25 protein-coding genes are annotated in these 24,541 nt (G+C 59.7%); all 25 read left to right on the top strand.

The annotated features are described in order from the left end of the window. The first annotated feature begins 13 nt into the window (after nucleotides 1-13). The 25 genes from ABF979_RS05575 (at nucleotide 14) to ABF979_RS05455 (ending at nucleotide 24,130) form a co-directional block, all read left to right on the top strand. Nucleotides 14-601 carry a terminase gene (locus ABF979_RS05575; RefSeq protein ID WP_415558400.1) on the top strand — a complete coding sequence of 196 codons (588 nt, stop codon included), beginning with the start codon at nucleotides 14-16 and terminating at the stop codon, nucleotides 599-601. After that, nucleotides 591-2,384: a terminase large subunit gene (locus ABF979_RS05570; RefSeq protein ID WP_415558398.1), complete on the top strand. Its 1,794-nt coding sequence runs from the start codon at nucleotides 591-593 to the stop codon at nucleotides 2,382-2,384. Before ABF979_RS05575 ends, ABF979_RS05570 begins: the two co-directional genes overlap by 11 nt. Beyond that, nucleotides 2,381-3,703 carry a phage portal protein gene (locus tag ABF979_RS05565; protein ID WP_415558396.1) on the top strand — a complete coding sequence of 441 codons (1,323 nt, stop codon included), beginning with the start codon at nucleotides 2,381-2,383 and terminating at the stop codon, nucleotides 3,701-3,703. The genes ABF979_RS05570 and ABF979_RS05565 overlap by 4 nt, the downstream gene beginning before the upstream one ends. Continuing rightward, the gene (locus ABF979_RS05560) at nucleotides 3,696-4,781 is read left to right on the top strand and encodes an HK97 family phage prohead protease (RefSeq protein WP_415558394.1); all 1,086 of its coding nucleotides are present in this window, start codon (nucleotides 3,696-3,698) and stop codon (nucleotides 4,779-4,781) included. The genes ABF979_RS05565 and ABF979_RS05560 overlap by 8 nt, the downstream gene beginning before the upstream one ends. A 67-nt stretch (nucleotides 4,782-4,848) precedes the next feature. Beyond that, complete coding sequence (locus ABF979_RS05555; RefSeq protein WP_415558392.1) at nucleotides 4,849-6,078, top strand: phage major capsid protein; 1,230 nt, start codon at nucleotides 4,849-4,851, stop codon at nucleotides 6,076-6,078. 20 nt (nucleotides 6,079-6,098) lie between these two features. Continuing rightward, on the top strand, nucleotides 6,099-6,755 hold the full coding sequence (locus ABF979_RS05550; protein WP_415558390.1) for a head-tail connector protein: 657 nt from the start codon (nucleotides 6,099-6,101) through the stop codon (nucleotides 6,753-6,755). Then, nucleotides 6,755-7,081: a hypothetical protein gene (locus tag ABF979_RS05545; RefSeq protein WP_415558389.1), complete on the top strand. Its 327-nt coding sequence runs from the start codon at nucleotides 6,755-6,757 to the stop codon at nucleotides 7,079-7,081. The genes ABF979_RS05550 and ABF979_RS05545 overlap by 1 nt, the downstream gene beginning before the upstream one ends. Then, nucleotides 7,078-7,500 carry a hypothetical protein gene (locus tag ABF979_RS05540; protein ID WP_415558387.1) on the top strand — a complete coding sequence of 141 codons (423 nt, stop codon included), beginning with the start codon at nucleotides 7,078-7,080 and terminating at the stop codon, nucleotides 7,498-7,500. The genes ABF979_RS05545 and ABF979_RS05540 overlap by 4 nt, the downstream gene beginning before the upstream one ends. A gap of 11 nt (nucleotides 7,501-7,511) precedes the next feature. Further along, a complete protein-coding gene (locus ABF979_RS05535; RefSeq protein ID WP_415558385.1) occupies nucleotides 7,512-8,045 on the top strand; it encodes a hypothetical protein in 534 nt (177 codons plus the stop codon). A gap of 10 nt (nucleotides 8,046-8,055) precedes the next feature. Continuing rightward, complete coding sequence (locus tag ABF979_RS05530) at nucleotides 8,056-9,270, top strand: phage tail tube protein (protein ID WP_415558384.1); 1,215 nt, start codon at nucleotides 8,056-8,058, stop codon at nucleotides 9,268-9,270. Continuing rightward, nucleotides 9,267-10,208, top strand: coding sequence for a phage tail tube protein (locus tag ABF979_RS05525; RefSeq protein WP_415558382.1), 942 nt, complete (start codon nucleotides 9,267-9,269; stop codon nucleotides 10,206-10,208). Before ABF979_RS05530 ends, ABF979_RS05525 begins: the two co-directional genes overlap by 4 nt. A gap of 99 nt (nucleotides 10,209-10,307) precedes the next feature. Beyond that, nucleotides 10,308-10,721: a hypothetical protein gene (locus ABF979_RS05520; RefSeq protein ID WP_202208845.1), complete on the top strand. Its 414-nt coding sequence runs from the start codon at nucleotides 10,308-10,310 to the stop codon at nucleotides 10,719-10,721. 77 nt (nucleotides 10,722-10,798) lie between these two features. Further along, a complete protein-coding gene (locus ABF979_RS05515; RefSeq protein ID WP_415558380.1) occupies nucleotides 10,799-11,071 on the top strand; it encodes a hypothetical protein in 273 nt (90 codons plus the stop codon). Beyond that, a complete protein-coding gene (locus ABF979_RS05510) occupies nucleotides 11,068-11,808 on the top strand; it encodes a hypothetical protein (protein WP_415558378.1) in 741 nt (246 codons plus the stop codon). Before ABF979_RS05515 ends, ABF979_RS05510 begins: the two co-directional genes overlap by 4 nt. 2 nt (nucleotides 11,809-11,810) lie before the next feature. Next, on the top strand, nucleotides 11,811-16,886 hold the full coding sequence (locus ABF979_RS05505; RefSeq protein WP_415558376.1) for a phage tail protein: 5,076 nt from the start codon (nucleotides 11,811-11,813) through the stop codon (nucleotides 16,884-16,886). Then, a complete protein-coding gene (locus ABF979_RS05500) occupies nucleotides 16,887-18,575 on the top strand; it encodes a hypothetical protein (protein WP_415558374.1) in 1,689 nt (562 codons plus the stop codon). Beyond that, the gene (locus ABF979_RS05495; RefSeq protein ID WP_415558372.1) at nucleotides 18,572-19,738 is read left to right on the top strand and encodes a hypothetical protein; all 1,167 of its coding nucleotides are present in this window, start codon (nucleotides 18,572-18,574) and stop codon (nucleotides 19,736-19,738) included. Before ABF979_RS05500 ends, ABF979_RS05495 begins: the two co-directional genes overlap by 4 nt. Nucleotides 19,739-19,745: 7 nt before the next feature. Then, nucleotides 19,746-20,504 carry a hypothetical protein gene (locus tag ABF979_RS05490; protein WP_415558370.1) on the top strand — a complete coding sequence of 253 codons (759 nt, stop codon included), beginning with the start codon at nucleotides 19,746-19,748 and terminating at the stop codon, nucleotides 20,502-20,504. Then, on the top strand, nucleotides 20,504-21,685 hold the full coding sequence (locus ABF979_RS05485) for a hypothetical protein (RefSeq protein ID WP_415558369.1): 1,182 nt from the start codon (nucleotides 20,504-20,506) through the stop codon (nucleotides 21,683-21,685). The genes ABF979_RS05490 and ABF979_RS05485 overlap by 1 nt, the downstream gene beginning before the upstream one ends. A 1-nt stretch (nucleotide 21,686) precedes the next feature. Beyond that, nucleotides 21,687-22,157, top strand: coding sequence for a hypothetical protein (locus ABF979_RS05480; protein ID WP_415558367.1), 471 nt, complete (start codon nucleotides 21,687-21,689; stop codon nucleotides 22,155-22,157). Nucleotides 22,158-22,227: 70 nt separating this feature from the next. Further along, complete coding sequence (locus tag ABF979_RS05475) at nucleotides 22,228-22,572, top strand: hypothetical protein (RefSeq protein ID WP_415558365.1); 345 nt, start codon at nucleotides 22,228-22,230, stop codon at nucleotides 22,570-22,572. 112 nt (nucleotides 22,573-22,684) lie between these two features. Further along, nucleotides 22,685-23,188: a lysozyme gene (locus ABF979_RS05470; RefSeq protein WP_415558364.1), complete on the top strand. Its 504-nt coding sequence runs from the start codon at nucleotides 22,685-22,687 to the stop codon at nucleotides 23,186-23,188. After that, nucleotides 23,175-23,501 (top strand): hypothetical protein, encoded by a 327-nt coding sequence (locus tag ABF979_RS05465; protein ID WP_415558363.1) that lies wholly within the window; start codon nucleotides 23,175-23,177, stop codon nucleotides 23,499-23,501. The genes ABF979_RS05470 and ABF979_RS05465 overlap by 14 nt, the downstream gene beginning before the upstream one ends. A 132-nt stretch (nucleotides 23,502-23,633) precedes the next feature. Beyond that, nucleotides 23,634-23,903 (top strand): hypothetical protein, encoded by a 270-nt coding sequence (locus ABF979_RS05460; protein ID WP_415558361.1) that lies wholly within the window; start codon nucleotides 23,634-23,636, stop codon nucleotides 23,901-23,903. After that, complete coding sequence (locus ABF979_RS05455; protein ID WP_415558359.1) at nucleotides 23,900-24,130, top strand: hypothetical protein; 231 nt, start codon at nucleotides 23,900-23,902, stop codon at nucleotides 24,128-24,130. Before ABF979_RS05460 ends, ABF979_RS05455 begins: the two co-directional genes overlap by 4 nt. Nucleotides 24,131-24,541: the final 411 nt, after the last annotated feature.

Genomic DNA, 24,541 nt, shown 5'->3' with positions numbered 1-24,541 from the left:
AGGACGGTCCAGAATGTCGAAGAAACCGCCAACAGACTGGGCGGAAATTGCCAACGCTTATTGCGCGGGAACCCTATCAAACCGCCAGATTGCCAAGAAATTCGGAATTGCCGAAAGCACCCTGCGCAAGCGCATCGCGTCTGAAGGATGGGAGAAAACAGGCGCGCAAAAGGTGCGCACTTCCACCCCAAAAGTGCGCACCACTGCGCACCAACAGCCAGTTGCGCAAAAACGCTCCTCCCCTGCCGTCGCTGAAGCCGCCCCTGAAGATCTAGAAGAGCGCTTGCTTTGCCTGGCTGGGCGTATGACCGAAGAGCTTGAACACTCGACTGCGCACCTCGATGAAATCATCGAGACGATCAGTGGTGAAACTGCCGACGACAAAAGTCCACGACGTCAGGCTGAAATGATGAAAGCCGTCAGTCACTCGATGCGAGCGAATATCCTGAAGACGATTGCGCAGACGGTCGCACTTCTGGGCGGCAAAGCTGGTGCGAAAAAAGGCAAGAAAGAGCTGCAAAAGGATGAGGCTGAAAAGGCATCCTCCGGCCGGTTTGCTCCCATGACACAGCCCAAACTGGTGGTGAACAATGGCCGATAAAACAACGCTCAAAACCACATCCCGGTCCCGAAAAACGGCCACCAAATCAAGCCAGACAGGAACGAAACGGACAGCAGCGCTTTCGGCACAACTCCCCGTTTTATCCTGGTCTACAGCTTGCCTGGACTGGGAAAAGCGCATTGTCGCCAGAGAAAGCATTATCCCCTGCCCGCCGCTTTTCCCGGCAGCGGCCAAACAGGGCATGGACGTCTTCAATGCCCTGAAGCTCGTCGACGTGATGGGTGAGCCGACGATCGGGGAATCATGCCTTCCCTGGCTAAAGGATTTCGCAGAATCTTTCTTCGGGTCCTACGATCCGGAAACTGGCCTTCGGCGCATCAGCGAGTTCTTTCTGCTGGTTAGCAAGAAGAACACCAAGTCTACTATCGCTGCTGGCGTCATGCTGACCCAGCTGGTGCTGAACTGGCGACGATCGGCTGAATTCCTGATCCTGGCACCGACCAAGGAAGCGGCCGACAACGCCTTCAAACCGGCACGCGATATGGTCTTGAACGACCCGGACCTGGACGCGATCTTCCATGTTCAGAAATACAATCGCATCATCGAGCATCGTCAGACCGGGGCCACGCTCAAGGTCGTGGCCGCTGATGGCCAGGCAGTCGTCGGCAAGAAGGCGACCGGCATTCTGGTCGACGAGCTCTGGGAGTTCGGCAAGAAGCCGACAGGCGAGAACATGCTCATGGAAGCCATGGGCGGCATCTCGTCGCGCCCTGAAGGTTTCGTGATCTATCTGACCACCCAGTCAGAGGAAGAGCCCGCAGGCGTCTTCAAGTCGAAGCTGGATTATGCCCGATCTGTTCGGGACGGGAAGATCCAGAACAAAAGGTTCTTCCCGGTCATCTATGAGTTCCCAGCCACCCTGATTGAGGCCGAGAAACACAAGGACCCGGACTACTGGTACATCACCAACCCTAATCTCGGACTATCGGTCGGGACCGAGTTCCTGACCAGCCAGTATGACCAGCAAAGGGAAGCCGGCGAAGGTCCGCTGCGGGTCTGGATGGCCAAGCACCTTAACGTCCAAGTCGGATTGTCCCTGCGGGAAAAAGCATGGGCCGGCGCAAAATACTGGGAAGTGCAAGGCCAGGATGAACTCACTCTCGACGAGGTCATTGACCGGTCGCGGGTGCTTGTCGTCGGCATTGACGGCGGTGGTCTGGATGACTTCCTGTCCATGGCCGTTCTGGGCTGTGATGCCAAAACTGATGAATGGCTGCATTGGCAACGCAGCTGGGTGTTCCGTGACGTCCTGAAGACCCGCAAGGAAGAAGCCCCCCGCTATCTCGACTTCGAGAGACAGCAGGACCTGGTGCTGGTCACGACCATGCAGGACGACATCATCGAACTGGGCGAAATCGTCGAAGACCTCAACCGATCAGGCAAACTCGCCCTGGTTGGGCTGGATCCAGCCGGGGTCGCGGAAATCGTCTTTGAGCTTCGCCGCCGAGAGGTCGAGGAAAGCCAGATCGTCGGTGTCAGTCAGGGCTGGAAGCTCACCGGGCCAATCAAGACCCTGGAGCGCAAGCTGGCGGACGGGTCTTTCCATCATGGCGGCCGTCCCATCATGGCCTGGGCCGTTGGCAACGCCAAAGCCCAGGCACGGGGCAACAATATCGAGATCACCAAGCAGCTGGCAGGCGGAAAGAAGATCGACCCCCTGATGGCCTTGTTCGATGCCGTGGCCTGCATGTCCAGAAACCCGGAGCCACCCAAAGGGGGGCATATTGATAACTTCCTGAAAGGGGGAATGCTCAGCGCATGACTCTGCGAACAGCCTTCACTGGTCTGCTGACCAAGGCAGCCAACGCCATAGCGCTGTCTGTCACAGGTGTCAGCCTGACAGATCTGCGGCTGGGCGCATTCATGGCGGGTGGTCCCAGTCACTCTGGTCAGTTGGTCACGGTCGACAGTGCCATCCAGTTGGACACGGTCTGGGCCTGTATCCGGCTTCTGTCGGAAACCATCGCATCCCTTCCGCTCAAGCTTTACGAGCGGGAGACAGAAAACACGTCCAATGCGGCCAGATCGCATCCCCTGTTCTCGATCCTGTACGACAAACCGAACGCGGACATGACGGGTGTCGAGTTCTGGGGCTGCATGGTGGCCAGCTTGCTGGCTTGGGGCAACGCCTTTGCCCAGGTGGTCAGACGGGGTGATGGAACTATCATTGCTCTCAATCCGCTCCAGCCTGATCGCATGACAGTGCGTCGAGACTCAAAGACTGGTGGCCTCGTCTACACCTATGCCTGGCAGCAACAGTATCTGACGCTAACGGAAGACGAGATCTTCCACATCAAAGGTTTCTCGTTCGATGGCCTGATGGGTCTCTCTCCTATCACCGTGGGCCGGCAAAGCCTTGGTTCCGCCATGGCAGCAGAAGAAACGGCAGGAAGAACCTTCAAGAACGGTCTCCTGACCCAGAATTACATCAAGGCTCCTACCTATCTGAATAACGAACAGCGTGGTTTGGCGAAGGCTGCCTTGGAAGACTATACTGGGGCAATCAATGCAGGGAAAACGCCACTTCTTGAAGGTGGCTGGTCTGTTGAAAGCATTGGTCTGAACCCGGAAGCCGCCCAGCTTCTTCAGACACGCGCCTTTAACGTCCAGACCATCTGCCGGTGGTTTGGCGTCCAGCCCGTCATGATCGGCAGTATGGAGAAATCAACGGCCTGGGGCTCTGGCCTGGAGCAGATGAACCTCTGGTTTCTGCAATATGGCCTGATGCCCTGGCTGGTCCGGATCGAACAGGCCATTTCCCGCTGTCTTCTCAGTCCAGCCGATCGACTGACCTACTTTGCCAAGCACAATGTCGATGCCCTCCTGCGGGCCGATACGCAGGGCAGAACGGCGTTCTACATTGCGGGACGGCAGAATGGCTGGTTTACGGCCAATGAGGTCCGAGAAAAGGAAGAAATGGCCCCGATGGCGGGCGGAGATGTGCTGACCGTTCAGGCGCAGATGATCCCGCTGACCGATGTCGGGAAAAGTGCTGTTCAGCCCACGCTGAAGCCCGTTCCGGGTGGTCAGCCGTCACCAGATCCGGCCGCGTCCGGCACAACAGGAGATCCAGATGTTTGATGGCGATTTCCTCGCTGCTCCCTTCGAGGTCAAATTTGCCTCTTCGGGTGAGCCGGGGACATTCGAGGGGTACGGCAGCGTCTTTGGGAATGTTGATTCCCATGGCGATGTCGTCATGCCGGGCGCATTCAACCAGACACTGGCCGAACGCAAGGCGCAGGGTCGCACCATTGCCATGCACGTCATGCACGGGCTTTTCGGCGGCGATGGTCTGCCTGCGGGGGTCTGGACCGATGCGTCTGAAGACAGCAAGGGGCTGCACCTCAAAGGCAAGCTCTCCGGCATGGACACCGATTACGGCAAGCGTCTGCACGGTCTGGTTAAAGATGGTGCGCTTGGTGGGCTGTCCATTGGTTTCAGTGTTCCCCAGGGCGGGGCCGTCAAGGCTGCCCAGGGCAGCGGTGCCTCTCGCCAGATCAACCGGGTCAACCTTCATGAGGTGAGTCTGGTGGATGACCCATCCAATGCCGCGTCTCGAGTCACAGACATGAAGCGCCGCTTTGAGCGGTGGGGACTGAAAACGGCCATGATCCCGGACAAGGCCACGGCATCGATCGCTGCTGCCATCGGGTTGCATCAGGCCAGCCTGAAAGGCGGTCATCCGCCAACGCAGGAAGAATGCGACGCCATGCTTCAGCATCTTCAGGAAGCGCATGAAGCGCTGACGGGAGCGGCACTGCCGATCACAAGGAAGTCTTCGTATGCAGAAGATTTCCAGCATGTTCTGGAGACGCTTTCAGGTCTGGGGCGCCCATCTTCGTTTCTGGCCGGCTTTTCTCTTCCGGATCTCAAAGGAATGTCGATGGGAGGAAGCGGGAAAACGCCGTTCGGTGATCTGATGTCGTCGGCAATGAAAGAAATGAATGCCGACATGAGCAAAGCGAAGATGACGGGAAACCCTGATCATGATTTCGCAGCAATGATGGTGCCGCATCATGTTGGCGCTGTCGCTATGGCGCAGGCAGAGTTGGATCACGGGAAAGATCCGGCCATGCGCGCACTGGCAACGTCTGTCATTTCTGGTCAGGACGCGCAGATCAAGACAATGCGTGACTGGCTGAAGGCACACATTTCCTGACGTCTGTCAGAAGCTTTTTTTCTGTTGTTCAGGCACCTCCGGGTGCCTTTTTTTATGGGCGAAACCGATGAACGAAAACGAATACAAGCAGGCCGTCTCTGATCTCACGAAGGCCACTGAACAGGTCAAATCCTTTGCTGAGACGGCCAAGACTGAACTGAAAAACCTCGGGGAAGTTACTAAGGAGACCAAGGCCAGCGCGGATAAGGCGCTGACCGAGATGAACGTTCTGGCAGCGCGCCTGACAGACCTGGAGCAAAAAGGCTCCCGGGGCCGTGGGAATGAAGGCGAGCAGGTACTTTCCATCGGACAGCGCTTCGTCCAGTCCGATGAAGTCAAAGCCGCTATGGCGCGGTCCTCGAACTGGAAGGGGACTGTCCAGATCGAAGTGAAGAATATCACGTCTGCTAGCTCGACTGGTGCTTCTGGAACCACAGGTCTGGTCGTTGCGGATCGTCAGCCCCAGATCATTCAGGTTCCCAACCGTCAGCTTGTCATTCGTGATCTTCTGATGCCGGGAAATACTTCGTCCGGCTCGATCGACTATGTTCAGGAAACCGGGTTTACGAATAATGCGGGCTTTGTGGCCGAAAACCCTTCCGCACCGAAACCTCAGTCTGACATCGCGTTTGCGTTGCAAAATCTGCCGATCCGGACAGTCGCTCACTGGGTCATGGCCTCCAAACAGATCCTGGCTGATGCTCCGATGCTTCAGAGCTACATTGATGGGCGTTTGCGATACGGTCTCGCCTTCAAGGAAGATGACGCACTTCTGAACGGTGACGGTTCGGGTGTCAGCATCAAGGGGCTAATGGCGTCTTCGACTGCCTACAAGCAGCCAGCAGGCGTCCTGGTGAAGAATGAGACGATGATTGATCGTCTGCGTCTCGCCATGCTTCAGACCACTTTGGCCGAGTATCCTGCCACGGGTCACATCCTGAACCCGACGGACTGGGCCAGCATCACGCTGACGAAGGACACGCAGCTTCGTTATGTGTTCGCCAATCCTCTCGGTCTGAACGGGGCTGTTCTCTGGGGTCTTCCGGTGGCGGAAAGCCTTGCCATGGGTCAGGGCAAGTTCATGACGGGTGCGTTCCGTCTTGCAGCGCAGATCTTTGATCGTGAAGACGCAACAGTGACGATTTCCACGGAAGACCGGGACAACTTCGTCAAGAACATGGTCACGGTTCTGGCCGAAGAGCGTCTTGCGCTGGCCATCTACCGTCCGGAAGCCCTGATCAACGGTAGTTTTTCTGATCTGGCCACGACCGCGTCCACAGGTGGCACAGGCGGCTGATCCGGCAACTGGAGACGATCATGACGACACTCCAGACGGATGGGGCAGCGGATCCGCTGCCCTTCGTAGCGCTGTCTGATTTCAAGGCAGCGTTATCCATCGCAGACAGTGACGCGTCCCAGGATACAACTCTTACAGACCTGCTTCTGGCAGCATCTGCGGCTGTTGAAAGCTACATTGGCCGACCAATTCTGGCGGCTGATTATACGGATCACATCCGCATAAAGCCGGGCGATCGATTGGCTTCATTTGCTCTGGATGTTCGACCAGCTCTTTCAGTGAGCAGCGTGCTCCGACACGGGCAACTATTGATAGACCCTCCTGATGGATGGGATTTTTCCCCCTCTACGGGGGTGTTGTACCCTCCGGATGGTGATGGTTCATGGTGGGGTCCAGGACGTTATCTAGTGTCCTATCGGGCAGGCTGGGTGGTTCCTGGAATGAAGGATCCAGACGGAAATCTTCTGCCTGTCACACTGCCAGCAGATATTCGCCAGGCAGTGCTGACGACAGCGCGGTCCTTCTATGCAGCAAAGGATCGTGACCCGCTTCTGAAGTCTGAAAGCGAGCAAGGCATAGGCTCTACGTCCTGGTCTATGCCGGACGCTACTACAGGCGGCCTGCCTGCTGATGCTGCAGCGTTTTTATCACGCTATTTGTCGGCAGGTTTTTCCTGATGGGCTACAGAGCATATCGCCGCCGACGTCAGATCCGCAGCAAGGGCCGCCCGATGCGCCTGGTGACGGCTAACAAGAGCAAATCCGTTGAGCTGGTGGGCTATGCCCCGCCGCCGACGGCCGCCACGATCGATGCGACATTGCCGGTCCAGGCCTTCATTGCCCAGATCCTGAACGATGAACTGTCAGCAGCCGGCTATGGACCTCCCCTCAAGGGAGACCGCCTGTTCGACGGCGTGCGCGAATACACGCTGACGGATGCGTCCCCTGTCTATGACGGGGCAAACCTCTGTGGCTGGACCCTTATTACAGCAGGTGGAACATGACCTCTCCCGTCGTCTGGCAAGACGCCTTTGACCGCGCCAAGGCTGCGGGGGTTGCCCTTGGGCTGACGGTTCTGGATGCCCTGGAGCAACAGCGCACAACGCCTGATGGACCTTTTGTCCTGTTTGAAGTGGCAAGCGCTTCTGCCGATCGCTTCGGCGCTGGTGAGATTGTCGATGAAGAAACCGGCCAGATCTGGCTGCACCTGATGGTCGAAAGCGGATCCGGGGCACTCTCAGCCATCACCATGCGCAAAGCGCTCTCGGTAGCCTTCCGTGTACCGGTCTCCCCGCTGCCAGAAGGCCTCTACTACGACGGCCAAGGGTTTGACCCTCCAGACGCTGATGAAAAAGGCAACTGGTTCCGGTTCTCGCTGATGGTGGACTACCGCTACCAGGACCGCGTCCTGACAACGCCCTGAAAGGGACTTTCATGAAATTCTATCCTCTTGTGGAGACCGCTGTGGGCAGCGGGCGCTTTGCGCTGTCCGGATCCCAGATTGTGGCTCTGAGTACGTCCGAGGCCATCAAGACCGTCGCTGGTACGACCGGGGCGGGCCTGCGTGCGGCCGTTTCGCCGTATCGTTCGCTCGGTGGCATGCCGGATCCGGTGAGCCCGCAGGCTTCTGAACTCGGGTCTGTTTACGATCTTCTGATCGAAAAGCCTGATGAGCCGGGCATCTTTGTGAGTGGCGGCCAGATCCTGTCCAGCCAGTTCAGTGATGCCGCACTTTTGGCGATCTCGATGCAGCTGTTTTACGGCAGCCGCGCAGGCCTCGTCGCTCATGTGGCGGAACAGGCCGTTACGCCTTCAGCTCCGACTGAGAGCGTCACAAGCGGGGCAGGATCCTCTGGATCTGCATCGGTGGTCAGCGGCGGGTCATCTCCTGTCAGCTCGGGCGGGACGGTAGTCTCCAGCGGCTCAACGACGTCTGGCGGAACCGTGACGTCAGCCGGCGCAGCATAAGGAGGGCGACATGAGTTTCACTGGTGCGACTGCCGGTTATTCGGCCGGTGCCCAGGCCAATGACGTTATCGTCGCCATTGCTGCGGAAGCCGAATATGGAACAGCGCCTGCTGGCGTCTATCAGCGGCTCCGTCTGACAGGCGAGACGTTCCGCTGCCAAAGAACCCGGCAGCGTCCAGAGGAACTGGAAAGCAGCTGGGAGGCAAATGCTGCGGTTAGTGTCCAGCAGTCTGTAAACGGGTCACTAACCGGGGCTGTCTCTTTTGGGACCTATGATGAGCTTCTGGCCTGTGTCTGCGGCTCCAGTCTGGAAGATGTAACCGTCAAGATGCCCACGGATGTCAGGCCAAATGTTGCGCCGGCTGCCTGGGCCGGTGGCAAGATGCTGATCGCGACTGCGGGACAGAATATCTGGGGTGGTCTGGCTCCCTGTGGTTTCCTGCGGCTGGTATCGGCCGTCGATAAGCTGGACGTCATTTTTCCCTACACCACCCGAGGCAACGATTTTGTTACCCCTACGGCTGATTCATTCCCGACGGCGTTGGGTCTGCTCGATGGTGGAACAGTCGGAGTCTGCAATCAGATCGTCAACGGCACGACGTTCCGCAGCCTGACCTTTTTGGAATATCTGGCGGGTAGCGTGCTGACCCGAACAGGCGGCTTTGTTTCGCAGATTCAGTTCACCATTGGCCAGGGGCAGTTTGCCACCCTGACCGCAGATGTGAATTTCCGGGACGAACGCCGTCTGGAGACGACGCCAGCCTCAGAGGTCAAGCCAGCAGCGCCGGCCTTTGTCATCGATCCTGTCTCCGGCTGGGGTAATCTGTGGATTGATGGCGTTCTGCTGGACGCGCGGGTGCGCCAGTTCCAGCTGACGCTTTCTCGTGACGGATCAGGCCAGGATTATGCCATGGGTCAACTGGCCGCAGCTGGTCAGCGTGCGGGCAGTTTCATGGCGGCTGGCCAGATCCAGCTCTTTTTCCGGGACTTCACGCAATACCAGCAGTTCGAAAGCAGCTGGCAAGGGCTGATCCAGGTGCTGCTGAGAGATAGCAGTGGCAATGCCTATGGCCTGACCTGGAGTAACGCGAGCCTGCAAAACCCCCAGATCAATGCAGGATCCAAAAACAGCACTGTTGTTGCCACCTTCGACATTGAAGGGAACCCCAATGCCGGAAATGGAACGTTCTGCCTGAACGCCTTTCCTGCGGAGATAAATCCATGAGTTTTTCCGGAGCGACCTCCGGCTATCAGGCAGGGGCGCAGTCGAATGACGTGCGACTGTCCTATAGCCTGGAGGCAAATTATGGGCAGGCCTCGACCGGGACCTATCAGCTGACCCGGTTCACGGGTGAGAATTTCCGCCCGCAGCGGACCCGGCAGCGTCCTGAAGAGATCAACGCGCAGGCTGAGGCTTCCCAGGCTGTCACGACGCAGATCTCAGTCAGCGGGACGCTCTCGGGAGCGCTCTCCAGTGGAACCTATGACGATCTGTTCGCAGGTGTCTTGTGTTCGGACTGGGTGAATGGGGTCATTACCAACGGCACAGTCGTGAAGACGTGGACGATCCGGGAAAAAATGGCGTCTGCCTGGTTCCTGCGAACGGGATCTTTCACCTCGCGGGCGCAGATCACGCTCCAGCAGGGATCGTTTGCGCAGGTGGCGTTTGATTTCGCCTGCTCGAATGAGAGCAAGTCGGACGTCGATGTCGCGGGTGTCGAAATTGCCGCACCGACGGGGCTGGTTTTTGACACGGTGAACGGCTTCCAGAGCCTGACGATTGACGCCGCGGTACCAGACGGATGCATTCGTCAGGTCCAGATCACGCTGGATCGTGATGGGGCGGGGCAGGATTACGGCATGGGTCATGCAGACGCCTGCGGCATTCGTCCTGGCAGTCTTCTGGCGAGCGGGCAGATCCAGCTGTTCTTCAAGAGCTTTGCGCAATACGACCGTTTCCAGCAGGAAAAGGGCGGCCCGATTGCCATCACGGCAGTCGATGCCTCCGGACGCGGCTACACGTTCACCTTCCTGAACGCGACCCTGCAGAACCCCCAGATCAATGCGGGATCCAAGAACAGCACCATCGTCGCCACCTTCGATATCGAGGGTAATCCGCAGACAGGCGGTGGCACCTTTACGATCACAAAAGTCGGCGGCTGATCTCGCTGCCAACTGACTGACACCCGCCGCCCTCCGAGGCGGTTTTTTTATGTCCGAGTGGCTGGAAAACAGCCCTCAGTTCTGACTGGAAAAATTAACATGGCAAAACTGTCCGACCTCAAGATTGATTCCGCTGCCGTCAACGATGGTGTCTGGGTTCCCATCGAGCAGTATCCGGGCCTGAAGATCCGCACCCGTGGTTACACGGATCAGTTTCTCGATGCGCAGACCCGTCGAGTGGCCCAGGCTGCTGAAAAGTATCGCAACGATCCGTCACGCATCCCGAATGCCGTACGTCGTCAGCTGAATGCTGACCTGCTGACAGAGTTTCTGCTGCTGGACGTCGATGGACTGTTTGCTGACGATGCCGAGACGCAGAAGGTCACGATTGACGAATTCCGCGCTCTTCTGGCGCAGCCCGATTATGCCCGTCTGGCACGGGCCTGCTGGGAAGCGGCAAGCCTCGTTGCCACAGGGGCAGTTCAGCAGGCTGAGGATGCCGAGGGAAACTGACAGCCGCGCTCGGCTGGGCCCTCGAATGGGGCGAATATCCCGAATTCTGGGATGAACTGACGGGCGATGCAGCTCGCGTGGATCCTGCTCCGGAGTGGCTCTGGATCTGGCGGGCCTGGAGGCGGTTGTCAGCCGAGCGCGGCCAAAGCACTGAAGGGTTCATGGTTCCCATGGGCGGAGGCCTTATCCAGTCCCGCCCGGGAAGCATCCCCTGGACGGCCGTTCGGGCCTGGGCGGACCATCATGGTCTGAGCCAGGAAGAGATGGCGCTCCTGGACCGCTGTCTGGTGGCGATGGACAGAGTGTATGCCAGCCACTGGGCTGAAAAGCAGAAAGCGAGCCTGAAATGAGACGCCGATCTAACGCTGTGCAATGGGCCAACGTCCTGGCAGGGCAGATCGCCGTCAACACGGCTTCGACCCTGTCCAGCCCGGCCCTTCATGCTCTTGTGGCGCAGGAGTGCCGGAATTTTCGGGACCAGGCGATTCAGCAGGGCGCGGCTCCTGATGCCTATATCACACGGGTGGATGGTTATCTCGATCGTCCGGAAGAGGAGGTCCGCCTCGATCAGGGGCTTGTCACCTATATTTTCAGTGACCTTGCTCAGGCGGCCAACTGGGCTCTGGCCGAGTGTCAGAAACGCTCGCCCGTCAAAAGTGGCGATTTCCGCAAAAGCTGGCGGATCCTCGTCGATAGCAAGGAATGGACGGATCCGGCAGCCACCATCCCGATGGGATCGGAAGTCTGGATCGTCAACACGATGCCCTATGCCCGCAAGATTGAGGTCGGCGGCATGCAGATCCGAACGGATCCGAAAATTGTGGAAGCCGTTCGGCAGACTGTCGGCCGTCGCTTCCCGCGTGTTCTGGCCGCACGCACTTTCAAGGCCCTTTCAGGTGGCCAGGATGCCCGTGGCGGGCCGGTGCCTTACGTCCTCAAGCAATCGGGGGTGGCCTCCGGTCTCAGCTGGACGAAAAAAGGCGGCTGGAGCCGCAAACACAAATCTTACACCAGCCGCCGCAAGGACAGGCAGGCTGGTCAGCAGGTGCTTTATCCCACCCTCATTCTGACAGAACGGATTTCCTAGTCATGGTCTCCATCACGCAGGTCAACACGATCCGTAATCAGATCATTAGTGAAGATCTGACGGCGGATGGTGTCGCCAGCGCCTCGCGCAACCTCGATGCGATGCAGGCCAAGGGTGACGATGTCGCTGAAGCCATGACAGGCATGGGAGACGCCGCACGATCGGCTACAGCGGCCGTCGCTGATGCTGCGGACAAGGCAGCCACCGTTCTGGATCGGACAGCCCAGAAGGGGGTCAGCAGCCTCACCAGCCTGCGTCGTGAGCTGTCCAGTCTAAGGGCCGAAGAAAAAGCCCTGCAGGAGTCTCTTGATCAGGGCCTGTCGTCGGGGACAGACACGTCTGATACGACGGCGCGTCTGTCTGAGGTGCAGGCCGCCATGAAGGCGACCCGGCAGAATATTGCCGATCTGACGCGGGAGCAGAAAACGGCCGCTGATGCCCAGGCTGCCTGGAATGGCACACTGGGGGAAGGCAATGCCGCAACGATCGGCATGCGCGATGCCCTGCTGTCATTCGATCAGACACAGAAAGGCGTTTCGTCTGGCCTTCAGGCCGGCATGACAGGATCCCTGAAGACGTTTCTTCAAATGTCGTCAGCTGCTGGCGATGAAGTCGCCAAGCTCACTTTGCAACTCCAGAAAGAGGAAGATCGCCTTCAGCAGATGCGGGCACAGGCGGCCTCTGCCGTGGCGGACGGTCTCTCCCAGACGGATGCCCAGGCCGGTGTATCCAATCAACAGGCCAAGGTGGACACGACCAGCCAGCGTCTGAGTGAAGCCCGCCGGATCCGGGACGCGCTCGATCAGGAAGCCGAGGGCCATAAGAACAACGCCAGTGCAGCCAAACTGGAATCCTATCAGCTGACCATCCTGATGGATGAGGCTCACAAGTTTCTGGACATGGTCATGTCAGGGGGAAATCCCCTGAAGGCGGCTTTTTATGAAGTCCCCAACGCTGTTGGCGTTCTGGGCGGCTTTCGCAAAGCGGTCGACCTGGCAGGCGGCGCGATGACGGTGGGCCTGGTGGGTGGCGCTCTGGCCGCTGGCGCAGCCATCTACGAAATGGGCTCCATGGCGGAGGAAGAGCAGTCCCGCCTGGCCAAGCTGTCCACGCAGCTGAAAGCCACACGGGATGATGCCCAGCACATGGCTGGCGCCATCACTTCGGCGTCCGAAAGTCTCAAGGCCATGCCGGGATGGGATGAGAGTTCCGCCCGCACGGCCGCCACAACGATTGGTAGCACCTACAACTTTTCAGGCTCCAGCACGGATATCTCCACGCTGGCCGGCATCGCACGGGATGCCGGTTCCCTCTTCGGCAGCCTGGAAGACGGGCTTAAAGCCGTGCAGACCGCCATGGTCGATCCCACGGCCGAGATCGAGGCGCTGTACAAGCAGCATCTTCCGGGTGTGGATGCGGCTCTGGTCGAGCAGGTCAAAACCCTTCAGGCCAGTGGTCAGCAGGGTGAGGCTTATGCACTTGTCATCAGCAAGATCCGGGATGCGTCCAAGGATGCCTATGATCAGGGCCTGACACCGTTCCAGCGCTCTCTGGAAAATCTGGAAAAAGCAGCGGCTCCCGTCACCCATGCGATCAGTGATCTGGTCACGGGCATGGGCGCGCGTCTTCTGGAATGGCTGACGGATCTGATCAATCTGATCCCGAAGACCGGCAAGGTCAGCACGGATGGGCTGGCCGGCAGCACGGTGCTCGATGACTACGCCGGCGGGAATCATCACTATGGCCTTGGTCAGGTCGATCCCCGTTATGCCTCCGGCTATGACATCAGTACGCCACAAGGCAATATCGATGCGGCCATCAAGATTTTCATGGAGGCCAATACCCGCGCCAAGGGCAACTGGGACAATACCCTAGCCTATTACAGCGGGAACAAGGTCGGCAGTGATGGGCAGAAATCCTACAATGCCGCTGTCTATGGCTATGACATCAATACCCTGCCGTCTGACACCTCCAGCCTGATTGATACAGAATCATCCCGGCTTGGCCTGTCTTCGCGCCTGGTCAATCTCTTCAAGGGGGTGATCGGTCATGAAAGTGGCGGCCATCAGTATGTTGACCATGCTGGTGCCACAGCTGGATCCGCGGAAGCTGTCCAACATGCGACTTCTGCCGGTGTCATTGATAATGGTCGCTCGATTGCGGCCGGGGCGTCTGACGCAGCCGGTGGATATTCCGCCAGCAGCTGGTCCGAACAGCGCGCCGGCATCCAGGCCTATATTGAAGCCCAGCAAAAGCTGCTGGCTCAACAGGACGTTGGTTCCCAGAAGTGGAAGGAAACGCAGGAAAACATCACGGCCGCCAAGGTGGCTCTGGCCAATACACTCAGCCCCCAGGAGAAAATCACCCAGGGGCTGACGGACAGTCTGGATCCACTCAGAGCCCAGACCGGCTACTGGCGCAGCATGGCTGAGGTCGTGGCCCAGTTCGATCAGACGACACGCGGAACCGGAACGGACCAGCAGGCCCTGTCCGCTGCCATGACCGCCAAACAGAAGCAGCTGGCAGCCGCTTATGATGACGGCACGGTTTCCGCTGAACGTCAGGCACGATCTCAGGCGGCGATTGCTGATGCGGCTGGCGGGTCTGCCGTCGCCCTTCAGCATGCGACGAACTACCAGCAGGCTTACACGGAAGCGCAGAACGATTTCAGTGAGACATCGCCGGAATTCGCTTCTGCGGTCGCCAAGCGAACAGCGGCGCTCGATGAAGCCTCGGCAGCCCAGATGAAGGCGCAGCAGCTCCAGCAGAATGCAGGGCGGTCGGATAATCTGGAGATGATTGAAGCCCAGACGGCCTCGATCGGACAGAATGCCCAGGCCCGTCAGGTCAATTTGGCGGTCATGCAGGCCGAGCTGGAGATGCACCGCAAATATGGGGATGTGCTGCCACAGGAAGCGCAGGACTATATCGCTCTGACGGGCCGGGTGGCCGAGGCCTCTGCGACCTACCAGCAGCAGCAGGATGTCCTGAACGAAGTCACGGGTGACATCTCTTCGATGGCGGACACGCTGTCAGGAGATTTTACGCAGGCTTTCGTCAACGCGGCCAATGGTGGGGTGACGTTGAAATCAGCGCTTCAGGGCGTTGAAAGTCAGGTGGTGTCGATGATCGCCAAACTGGCGCTGATCAATCCGCTGCTCAACGCCATTGACGGCGGCTCCCGCCAGACCCTGTCCAGCATCTCGCAGTATTTCTCCGGAGCGAGCGGATCCGGCTCGGGGTCTGAATTTGGGTCTGATGGCATGAGCGGCAACCCGTTCGAGGGTGCGGGCACATCCATTGGCTCCTTTTCCAGCGCGGATACCGGTTTCGGGACCGAGGATCTGGGTGCCAATCCCTTTGAGGGTGCAGGCACGTCTGCGTCGGCGTTCTCATCCGGGGGCTCCAGTCTCCTGTCGTCCGGATCCTCGTCCTGGCTGTCGTCTGGTCTGAAAACCAATCTGTTCGGCACAGCATCGGTCGGCAGTCTTCTGGGCGGGATTGGCGGCGGCATGGGTCTGGGCTCGGCGCTGTCGTCGATCGGTGGCGGGACTTATGGCACGCTTGGCAGTGGCCTCGGGGCTGCGGCGGGTGCCGTGGCGGGCTCTTTCATTCCGGTGATCGGCACCATGCTTGGCGGGGTGATCGGTGGCGGTCTGGGCGGTCTGCTCGGTGGCCTCTTTTCCAAGACCCACTACGTCTATGACAGCGTGGTGGGCTCGGACGGGCAACTGTCCATCGGCAGCACACGCACCAAGCACGCCAGCGATGACGTGACAGCCAAACTCCAGGACCAGCTGGATGACCTGAACGGGACCTATTCCGATCTGGGCATCTCGGTGAATGACGGCAGTTATGGCGAGGTCGGGCACTACCACAAGGGCAAGAAGAAAAGCACCAAGACGCTGGCCGAGCTGCTGGGCAACATCGATCTCAGCAGCGATGACGACACGTTCAACAAGGCGCTCCAGGGCGGCATGCCGTCCTCTTTCGACAGCGTTGAGACCTACGAGAGCACGCTGTCGTCGCTCAAGCAGACAGCGGATGCGCTCGATGATCTGGGCGTGCATGTCACGAAATTCGACAGTGCGACCAAGGTCACGGTCGGCCATATCGACGGTTACACCGGGGATCTGGCCACCATGCTGTCGGGGCTCGATGGCAAGAGCATTTCCACGGATGCCCTGACCAGTGAAATCAGCACGCTCAAAAGCCTGCTGGACATCACGGACAGCGGGTCGGAAAGCCTCATGTCGCAGGTCGATGACCTCAAGCGCAGCTACCAGAACGCCGCGCGTGAGGCCGAGGCTTACGGGATGGATGCGCAGATCCTGATCGACAAGGGCAATATCATTGCCCAGCAGATGATCGATGCCCAGACCACGAAACTGGCGCAGGCCGATCAGGTCGTTCAGGCACGTTACCTCACGGCCACCGGGGATGATCAGGGCGCGGCTCTGCTGAACCAGCAGGTGTCGGCCGCGCAGGAGGTCCAGCAGCTGAAGGACAGCTGGCAGGCTTATCTGGGCGACAGTTACGCCCAGAACGAAACCTATCAGCAGCAGATGACGGATCTGGAAAAGACCCAGCAGGCCGAACGCCTCAAGATCCAGCAGCAATACACGGATCAGGCGGCCTCTTCGGTCTCGTCGGTCATCTCCAGCCTGACCAGCTATACGCAGGGTCTGGCGTTCTCGGACGCTTCCCCCCTGTCGGCGCAGGATCAGTATGCCGCGGCCAATGACAACTTCACCACGGACCTTGCTGCGGCAAAGTCTGGTGATTTTACGGCTCTGCAGAACCTTCAGGGCTATGCCTCGACCCTTCTGTCCACCAGCCAGACCTGGAACGGATCGGGTCAGGGTTATGTCACCGATTACCAGCGGGTCATGCAGGCCCTGCAGGACATCGGCAACACCAGCAGCGCCAGCCTGATCTCTTCGGAGATGAAAGCCGCGCTGAAAAGCCAGACCGACACTCTGGCCGATCTGCTCCAGCAGCTGGTGGCTCTCAGCAGCAAGAACCTCTCAGAGCTGAAGCTCACCAACCTGAAGTCCACCACCCAGAAGGCAGCCTGAATGACGACGCCATTCCGCACGGTCGAACTCGACATCATCGATCCGATCAGTGGCGTGGCGTCCGATATCGCGGATGGTCACGGCACTCTGCCACACGGGACCCAGTCCCGTCTGACACAGGCGCTCGAAACCGTCAGCACGCTGCGATACTCGGATCTGGGCTACGTGCGGGAGGATCATGTTCCGTATCCGCCCTTTGTCAGTCAGGCTTTTGACCTGGACCGGGGCCTCTCTCTGTCCGCCACCGGCCTGGGGGCCAGTTCCTCCTATGGGTCTCTGACCTTTCTGAACCCGACCGGCATGATGGATGCGGTTCTGACGGGGCGGATCAATGACCGCCTTCCGGTGAGAATCAACCGGGGCCTGAAGACGCCCGATCCTGTCCGGGGCCTTCTGAAAGATCCGTCGTCAGACACGCTTCAGCCGCTGTTTTCAGGGCTGGGCCGGAACTGGCGTCCGGATCACCTGTCGGCCACGGTCGAACTGCTGGACGCGACCAGCTGGCTCGATCGCAGCATGACCGTCTCGACCTATGGCGGCACGGGCCGTCTGGATGGGGACAGCAACGTGGCCGGCCGCAACAGGCCGCGTCTGCGGGGAACAGCCTGCAATGTCACGCCTGTTCTGATCGATGCCACGAATTACGTTTACCAGGTCAGTGACGGCCCGGTAGACATCACCGCCCTTTACGAGGGCGGCTATGCGGATGGCATCACGTTTGCGGCGGATGTCGAGGACATTTATGCCGTCTCTCCACCGGCTGGCACCTGGAGCCGTCAGGTCCAGCCAAACGGGACATGGATCCGTCTGGGCTCGCGGCCGGTCTATCAGATCACGCTCGATGCCTTCGGGCATTTTCCATCCGGTGCAGTTCCTGTGAATGTGCTGGACATCCTGCGACAGATGCTGATCGAGGACATTCCCGTGCCACACGGCACGATCGATGCGTCCTGGCCCGTGACCTCTGATCTCGCGCCCTGGTCGGCCGGCTGGTACTGGGATGGCAGCAGCTCCGAAACGGGCACGACCATCACACAAACCCTGCTGTCCGGGCTGGGCCTCACTCTGGTGTCCACGCGGCGGGGCACAGTGCGTCCCGTTCGCTTGCAGATCCCGGATCCGGACACGGTGCCGGTTCTCAGTCTGACTCCTGATCTGGTGTCGGCGATTTCCGCCGTGGGCCTGTCCGCGCCCTTCGATGTCCCGGCCTGGCGCTGGCGGGTGGGCTGGCAGCATAATTTCACAGTCACGACTGGCACCGCTTTGCATCCCCAGTCTTCAGCCGACCGGCAGGCCCTGGTGGCCGTGGCCGATCGCAATGCGGTCTGGCTGGATATGCGGATCAAGGCGCAATGGCGCCAGCCCTCCGATCCGGACGCCGTCATCACCCCCCTGAGCCGTCAGGACGATGCCCAAACCATTGCAACCCTGCAGGGCCGTCTCTGGGCCACGTCCCGGCAGATCTGGGCGGTCACGGTTCCCGAAACCCTGGGCCTGCACTGCGACCTCGGGGACATCGTCTCTCTGTCCGCTCCGGTTCCGGGGCTTCGCAAGGCGGTCCTCGGGATTGTCATGGCTGAACATCTTCGCGCTGGCGACAGCACCATGACGCTGCAGATCCTCACGATCACGGAGGAACTGGCAGCGGTCCTGGGTTCCTTCATTCTCGATCAGGATCAACTGGCATGACACGTTTTTCGCTTCTGCTCGCCTCGGCGGCCGTGCTGGTTTGCGGGACGGCCTGGGGGCAGTCGGTCATCGTGCCGTTCCGGGCCGGTCATACGCTTCCAGCCGAGGCGCTGATTACGCTCCAGAAGGGCAAGGCCGACACGAACCTGTCGCAGACGACCATCCAGCTTGCCCCGACTGGCAGCGCTGTCAGTCTGGCGCAACGCCTGGGCGAACAGCCGAGCGTTCGGGATTTTGGCGCACAGGCCGATGGGAAGACGCCAGCCGATACGGCCATCGTCACAGCGTTTGCAACCGCACCCACGCCGCTGGTGAATTTCCCCTATGCGGCTCCGGGTTATTACCTGGCCACCGGGCTGCCGAACAACACGCTGGGAATGTACCAGCTCAACGGCAATCTGTTTTCCGGGCCGGGCGTCGGAACCCCTGAAACCGGGGCCGGCTTGTTTAATGCGACCTACACCAACCCGTGGAATGTCACGACAAACCTCAAATGGGAGTTTGATCCGGCGGCAATACCGCAGAAGAACAACGTCACCAGTCAGGCTGTCTCGCTGGAGTGCAGGCCGAACCGGGCCAACCCGCTGAATCCCAACCCTAACCGCAACTGGGTGGCGTGCATCTATCGCGGCATGGACAGTGGGACGGGCGGAGGCCCTGGCACGTCGATCAGTTCCGAGATCGACAACGACGTGCTGAACCTGAGCAGCAATTCCGCCACCGATTACGAGATCGATGTCAATTTTAACGGCAAGGTTCTGGACGGGGGCTGGTCACGCGGCATTTTCCTGACCGGTGGCGGTGCGACCGGGAACACGACCAATTCCGTAGCGCTCGACATCATGCACGTTGCCTATGACCACTCCTGGCTTCCCTGGACCACCGGGATTTCGATCCGGCAGACCACAAACATGATCCAGCTCTATCGGACGCAGGCCGTTGAGGCAGGCTTCTTTCTCCAGACCTTCGATCAGAACAAGGCTGAGACGTCTCATCTCGACAAAAACGGCTACGCCGCGTTCCAGGGGATCAGGCTGCTGGCCTCGTCCACACCAACGGCCAGCACCGGATGCACCAAGGGCAATCTGACCTGGGATGATAACGCCCTGTATCTCTGCACTTCGGCGGGAACCTACAAGAAAGTGGCGCTGAACGCGCTCTGAGGACCTCATGCAAATCTGTGCTTTTGGCTACAGGAACCTTGTGCTCCTGGGCAGCCTGACGGCTGACCAGGCGGTGGCGGGTCTGCCGGTCTCCAATCTTCAGCTTCCCCAGGGAGCAGCGTCCCTCGGCTGGCGCAGTCCCGTCCTGACAGCCACCCTGACGCTGACCCTGTCGCAGGTCGAGACCCTGCGAGCGGTATCCGTTCACCGGACCAATCTGTCGGCGCAGGCCCGCTGGACTGTCGTGGTCTCGCGGGCGGGCGTGGAGCAGGTCAGGACGTCGCAGCCGTGCCAGACGCTCAACGGTCAGGCCCTTCTGATTCTGCCGTCTGATGTTACGGGAGACACGGTCCAGGTGACGCTGGAGGATCCGGGCAATCCGGACCGGTATCTTTCGATCCCGCTGTGTTTCATCGGCGCGCTCTGGCAGCCGGTGCGCAATTACAGCACGTCCAGCACGGACAGCTGGGATTACGGGATTGATGAGACCACGTCGCTCTCGGGTGAGGAATTTCCCCAGGCCCGCTGGAGCCGACGCAAGCTGAGCATTGTTCATCAGTCTCTGGGTGATGTCGATCTGCCAGCCGTGCGGGCGATGGCGTCTGTCAGTGGCCAGGGCGGCAACATCCTGTTCCTCCCGGATACGGACCGCGTGCCTCTGGCCGACACCGCGCTGTTTGGCCGGGTTGCTCTGAGTGAGATCTCCAATCCTTTTGGTCCGGCTGACCGTCATGCCGTGACCTTTACCCTGACCGAGAGGCTGTGATGGCGTCGAGACTGAGCAACTATGTCCTGGAGAACGCCACCAATCCCGGCACCGGCCCCTTTATTCTGAACGGCGCTCCGGACAACCGGCGCAGTTTTGCATCCGCCTTTCCGAATGGCGGTCAGGTGTTCTACTTCGCAGATGACGGCACCCAGTCCGAATGGGGGGTGGCCAGCCTGACGGTCGGGGCGCCGAATACGCTGTCGCGGACAAAGATCATCGGCAATACGGCCGAGACGACAGGGCCACTGGATTTCTCTGCCACGGTGCAGGTCTATAACGAGATCCCGGCCGAGTACCTTCTGGTCCTGAACGATGACGGATCTGTTTCCCTGGGCAACAGCACGCTGGCCACGGCGGCCGACATCAAGGCGCTGAATGACAGGCTGGTCTGGAGTTCTCCCACCGGGGGCGACATCAAGGTCAATGAAGTCGTCATCTCCAAGGACACGGGCACGCTGGCCGCTCTTCTGGCGGATGGAACATGGCGCTATCTGGTCAACAGTGATCCCTATACGGCTGGGGATGTCGGCATCAAGCAACTGGTCTCGTCCAAGGACAGCAAGTCTCTGGCGGCGCTCGACCGGAATGGCAACTGGCATCACACCGTTGAGTCCAATCCGGCCGCAGACAGTCAGGACGTCGGAATCAATGAGGTTCTGTATTCCGGGACCAACGGCACCATGGCGTTCCTGGACTGGGACGGGACCTGGCGATACGTGCTCGGATCCACGTCCGCCGGCAATGGCGATCTGAACGCTCTTCAGCTGATCGTCTCGGGTTCCACGAAAGCGCCGGCTGTGCTCGATCTGGGCGGGACCTGGCACTATCTGCTGACGCAGGCGATGGTGACGGCGCAGCAGGGGGAAACCGGCTTTCTGCGGCTGCCGATCGGCAATAACCAGTTCATCCTGTTCCAGTGGGGTGGCTTCAGTGGCACCGCGACACTGACCTCGGACAGCGGCGTTTATGAAAGCGATGTGATCCGTGTGACCTGGCCACAGGCCTTCTCGCAGATCTGGCGGGCCTTTCCGGCGGTGACGTCCGATGTGGCGACACGCGGCCAGCAGGAACAGGCCACGCTGACGGCGCAGGATACAACGGGAGGCAGTTTCTTTCTGGCCTGCCGCACCAAGAACGCCGCCATGACGGGCGGATTTTTTGCCATAGGACTGGCCTGACATGACAGACACCTCACAGGACACGCCTCCGGAGGGCGGTCCCGAGATCCTGTATTCCGGATCTGCGGGCGGCTTTTACACACAGGGCATCAGCCAGAACATTCCGGCGGATGCCGTGACCGTCGCAGCCGACACCTTCCAGGCGCTTCTGAAAGCCCAGGCCAAGGGGGCGACCCTCACGGCAGGGGCTGACGGACTTCCGGTTGCCCTGGCGCCTGATGGATCCACCATCGATCTGGCGGCCGTTGAAACCGTTGCGTCGTATCTCACGGTTCCGGTGCAGACGCTGGCGCAAAAGGCGCAGGATCTGTTTGACGCCGCCTCTTCGAAGATGTGGGCGGATTACGGCTGCCTGGGCGAAACGCCGCCCGAGGCCTGGACCACCTATCTCAAGGCGCTGCGGGCCATCGCCACCGGGGCGGATACGACCAGTGTGGCGCTGCCGGTTCCACCTGACAGCGTCGCAGCCTGATCGCAGGTCCTCAACAGTTTTAGACGTTCTCTGACAGCTGCCTCCGGGCAGCTTTTTTTATGGAAAAATCATGCCTGACACTCAAACGGCTGCCGTTGTCGCAAGCCTTCCGGCCACGCTCTCGGCGGCAGAACGGATCCGTATTCTTGAAGATCGATGCCTGACACTGGAAACCCAGCTTTCCAGCGTTGGGAACAGCCAGTCTGACCTAAAGGCTGAAATGCGCCAGGAAATCGCGTCTCTGCGCAGCGAGATCGAGGCGCTGGCAAAGTCCATGGAAAGCAGTAACCGCCAGATCAACGGCAAGCTGGACCGTTTGTTCGGTGCGCGGGCCGTGGTGACGGCGGCTATCACGCTGCTGACGTCGATCCTCGGATCCGGGGTTGTCCATATGGTCGTATCAATCGGAAAGTAGTCCAGCCTTTCAGCGCTGAAAACGGCATTTTATTGCTGCTTTTTTGTCCAGGTGGACCAATTCCCGGCTTCCCACCGAAAATTGGTCCACCTGGACACTGTCAGGAAATCCCATGAATGAAACTGCCGTCGTGCTGGCCACGACGCTCCTGAAGCTGCCCGGTTTCGAAGGATTCCGGTCGAAGCCCTATGTCTGCCCTGCCGGCTGCTGGACGATTGGCTATGGCAGCCGCTGGCTGAAATCCGGAAAGCCCGTCACGGCCAGAACGCCGCCCATCAGTGAGGCGGACGCAGCCAGTCTGCTGCTCCAGTCGGTCATGACCTATGACGCGGCCCTGTCGCGCCTGGTTAAGGTTCCGCTTTCGGATGTCCAGCGGGCGGCACTCCTGTCCTGGCAATACAATGTCGGCACACCGGCCGTGGAAAGCTCCACGCTTCTGCGTAAGCTGAATGCCGGGGATTATGCTGGCGCGGCCAATGAGCTGCCACGCTGGAACAAGGCGACCGTGAAAGGCCATCTGGTCGAGCTGGCCGGCCTGACCAACCGTCGCGCCTATGAACGGGACGTGTTCCTGGGCAAGCGGACAGTCATGGGGGCGAACCATGCAATGGTCTGATCTTCTCGGACTGCTCCCCCCGCAGGTCCTGTTCTGGGGTGGTATGTTTCTTGTTCTGGCCTCGGTGCTGCTGAATGTCTGCGGCTTCCTGCGGTCCCGGATTGCCCCTCCGGCTCCCGGATCTCTCTGGGTCAGGCCGTATCAGCTTCTGAGTTTTTTGGCCTTTGAGCAGAAATATGCCGCTGCCATGTACAAGATCGGGCTCACGGCCGTCATGACGACGCGGGCTGAAGCGCCACTTCTGAAAAAGGCCGGCGCAGACAGTGGCGTGCAGATCCTCGACAGCAAGGGCAAGCCCAAAGCGCCGACCTGACTGAGCCCTTCAGCCGGTCCTGGCTCGATCATCCTCATTCCTCAGATCTCCGAAGGAGGCAGCGTTCCTGCTGTCAGACCGTCGGATCCAACGCCGCCCATCGAGGCGGCTGTTTTTATGGAAGAAACACCAATGGCTTTTAGTTCTGTTACCGCCCTTGAAGGTCTTGTGAACCAGTCTCTGGGCAAGGCTGATACACCCTCAGTCCAGCAGGGCATCAGCGTCGGCGGGCTCGTGCTCCAGGGTGTTCTGGCAGCCTCCATGTCGAAGCTGGCCGAGCATGTCGATATCACGGCCTTCGATGCCGCTCTGACAAAGACGCTGGAAGGTGCCACGGAGTTGGAGCGTGTCATCGCTACCGGTCCGGCCGTTCAACCAGCGATGGAAGCCCCTGCCCAGTGAGTACCGCCAATCTGGCGATTCTCGGCGTCATGCTCCTTGTGGGCGTGGCGTCGGCCCTCGGGCTCTATAAAGCCGGGGGTAAATCCCAGAAAGCCGATACGGCTGACCAGGACGTCAAAGATGCTCAATCTCAGGTAGCGCAGCAACAGGCGATGGAGCAGCGCGGCGCTAACGCTCCGCAGACCGTGGATGAATTTCTGGATGCTCTCGACAAGGGGGAAGGATAATGCGGGCTGTTTTATTGTGCTTGGTACTGGCCGGGTGTGCGCAGCCGCGGCTGAAGGTGGTTTGTCCTGCCTTGCATCCGTGGACGGCCGATTTCCAGAAGGGGATGGCGGCCGAGATCCGTGCGCACCGGCAAGCCTGCCCAAACACTATTGAGGCAGCTCGTCAAATGGAAGCTCTACGAAAAAGCTGTGGTTTATGACCGCATAACGACATGATTTTCCATCATGCTCATAGGCCGATTTTGCTGCACGGATTTTGCACGGATTTGTTCGCACACGTTCGCATCTATACGGACCATAGCGAACTAGAAAAAGCCCATTGAAACGGCAGAAAACGGCTTATTTCTGGGAAAAGACTGGTGCTGCTGGACAGGATTGAACTGTCGACCTCTCCCTTACCAAGGGAGTGCT

This window comes from Gluconobacter sp. (assembly GCF_047723935.1).
Taxonomy (GTDB): Bacteria; Pseudomonadota; Alphaproteobacteria; order Acetobacterales; family Acetobacteraceae; genus Gluconobacter.
This window is presented reverse-complemented; position numbering and strand designations above follow the sequence as displayed.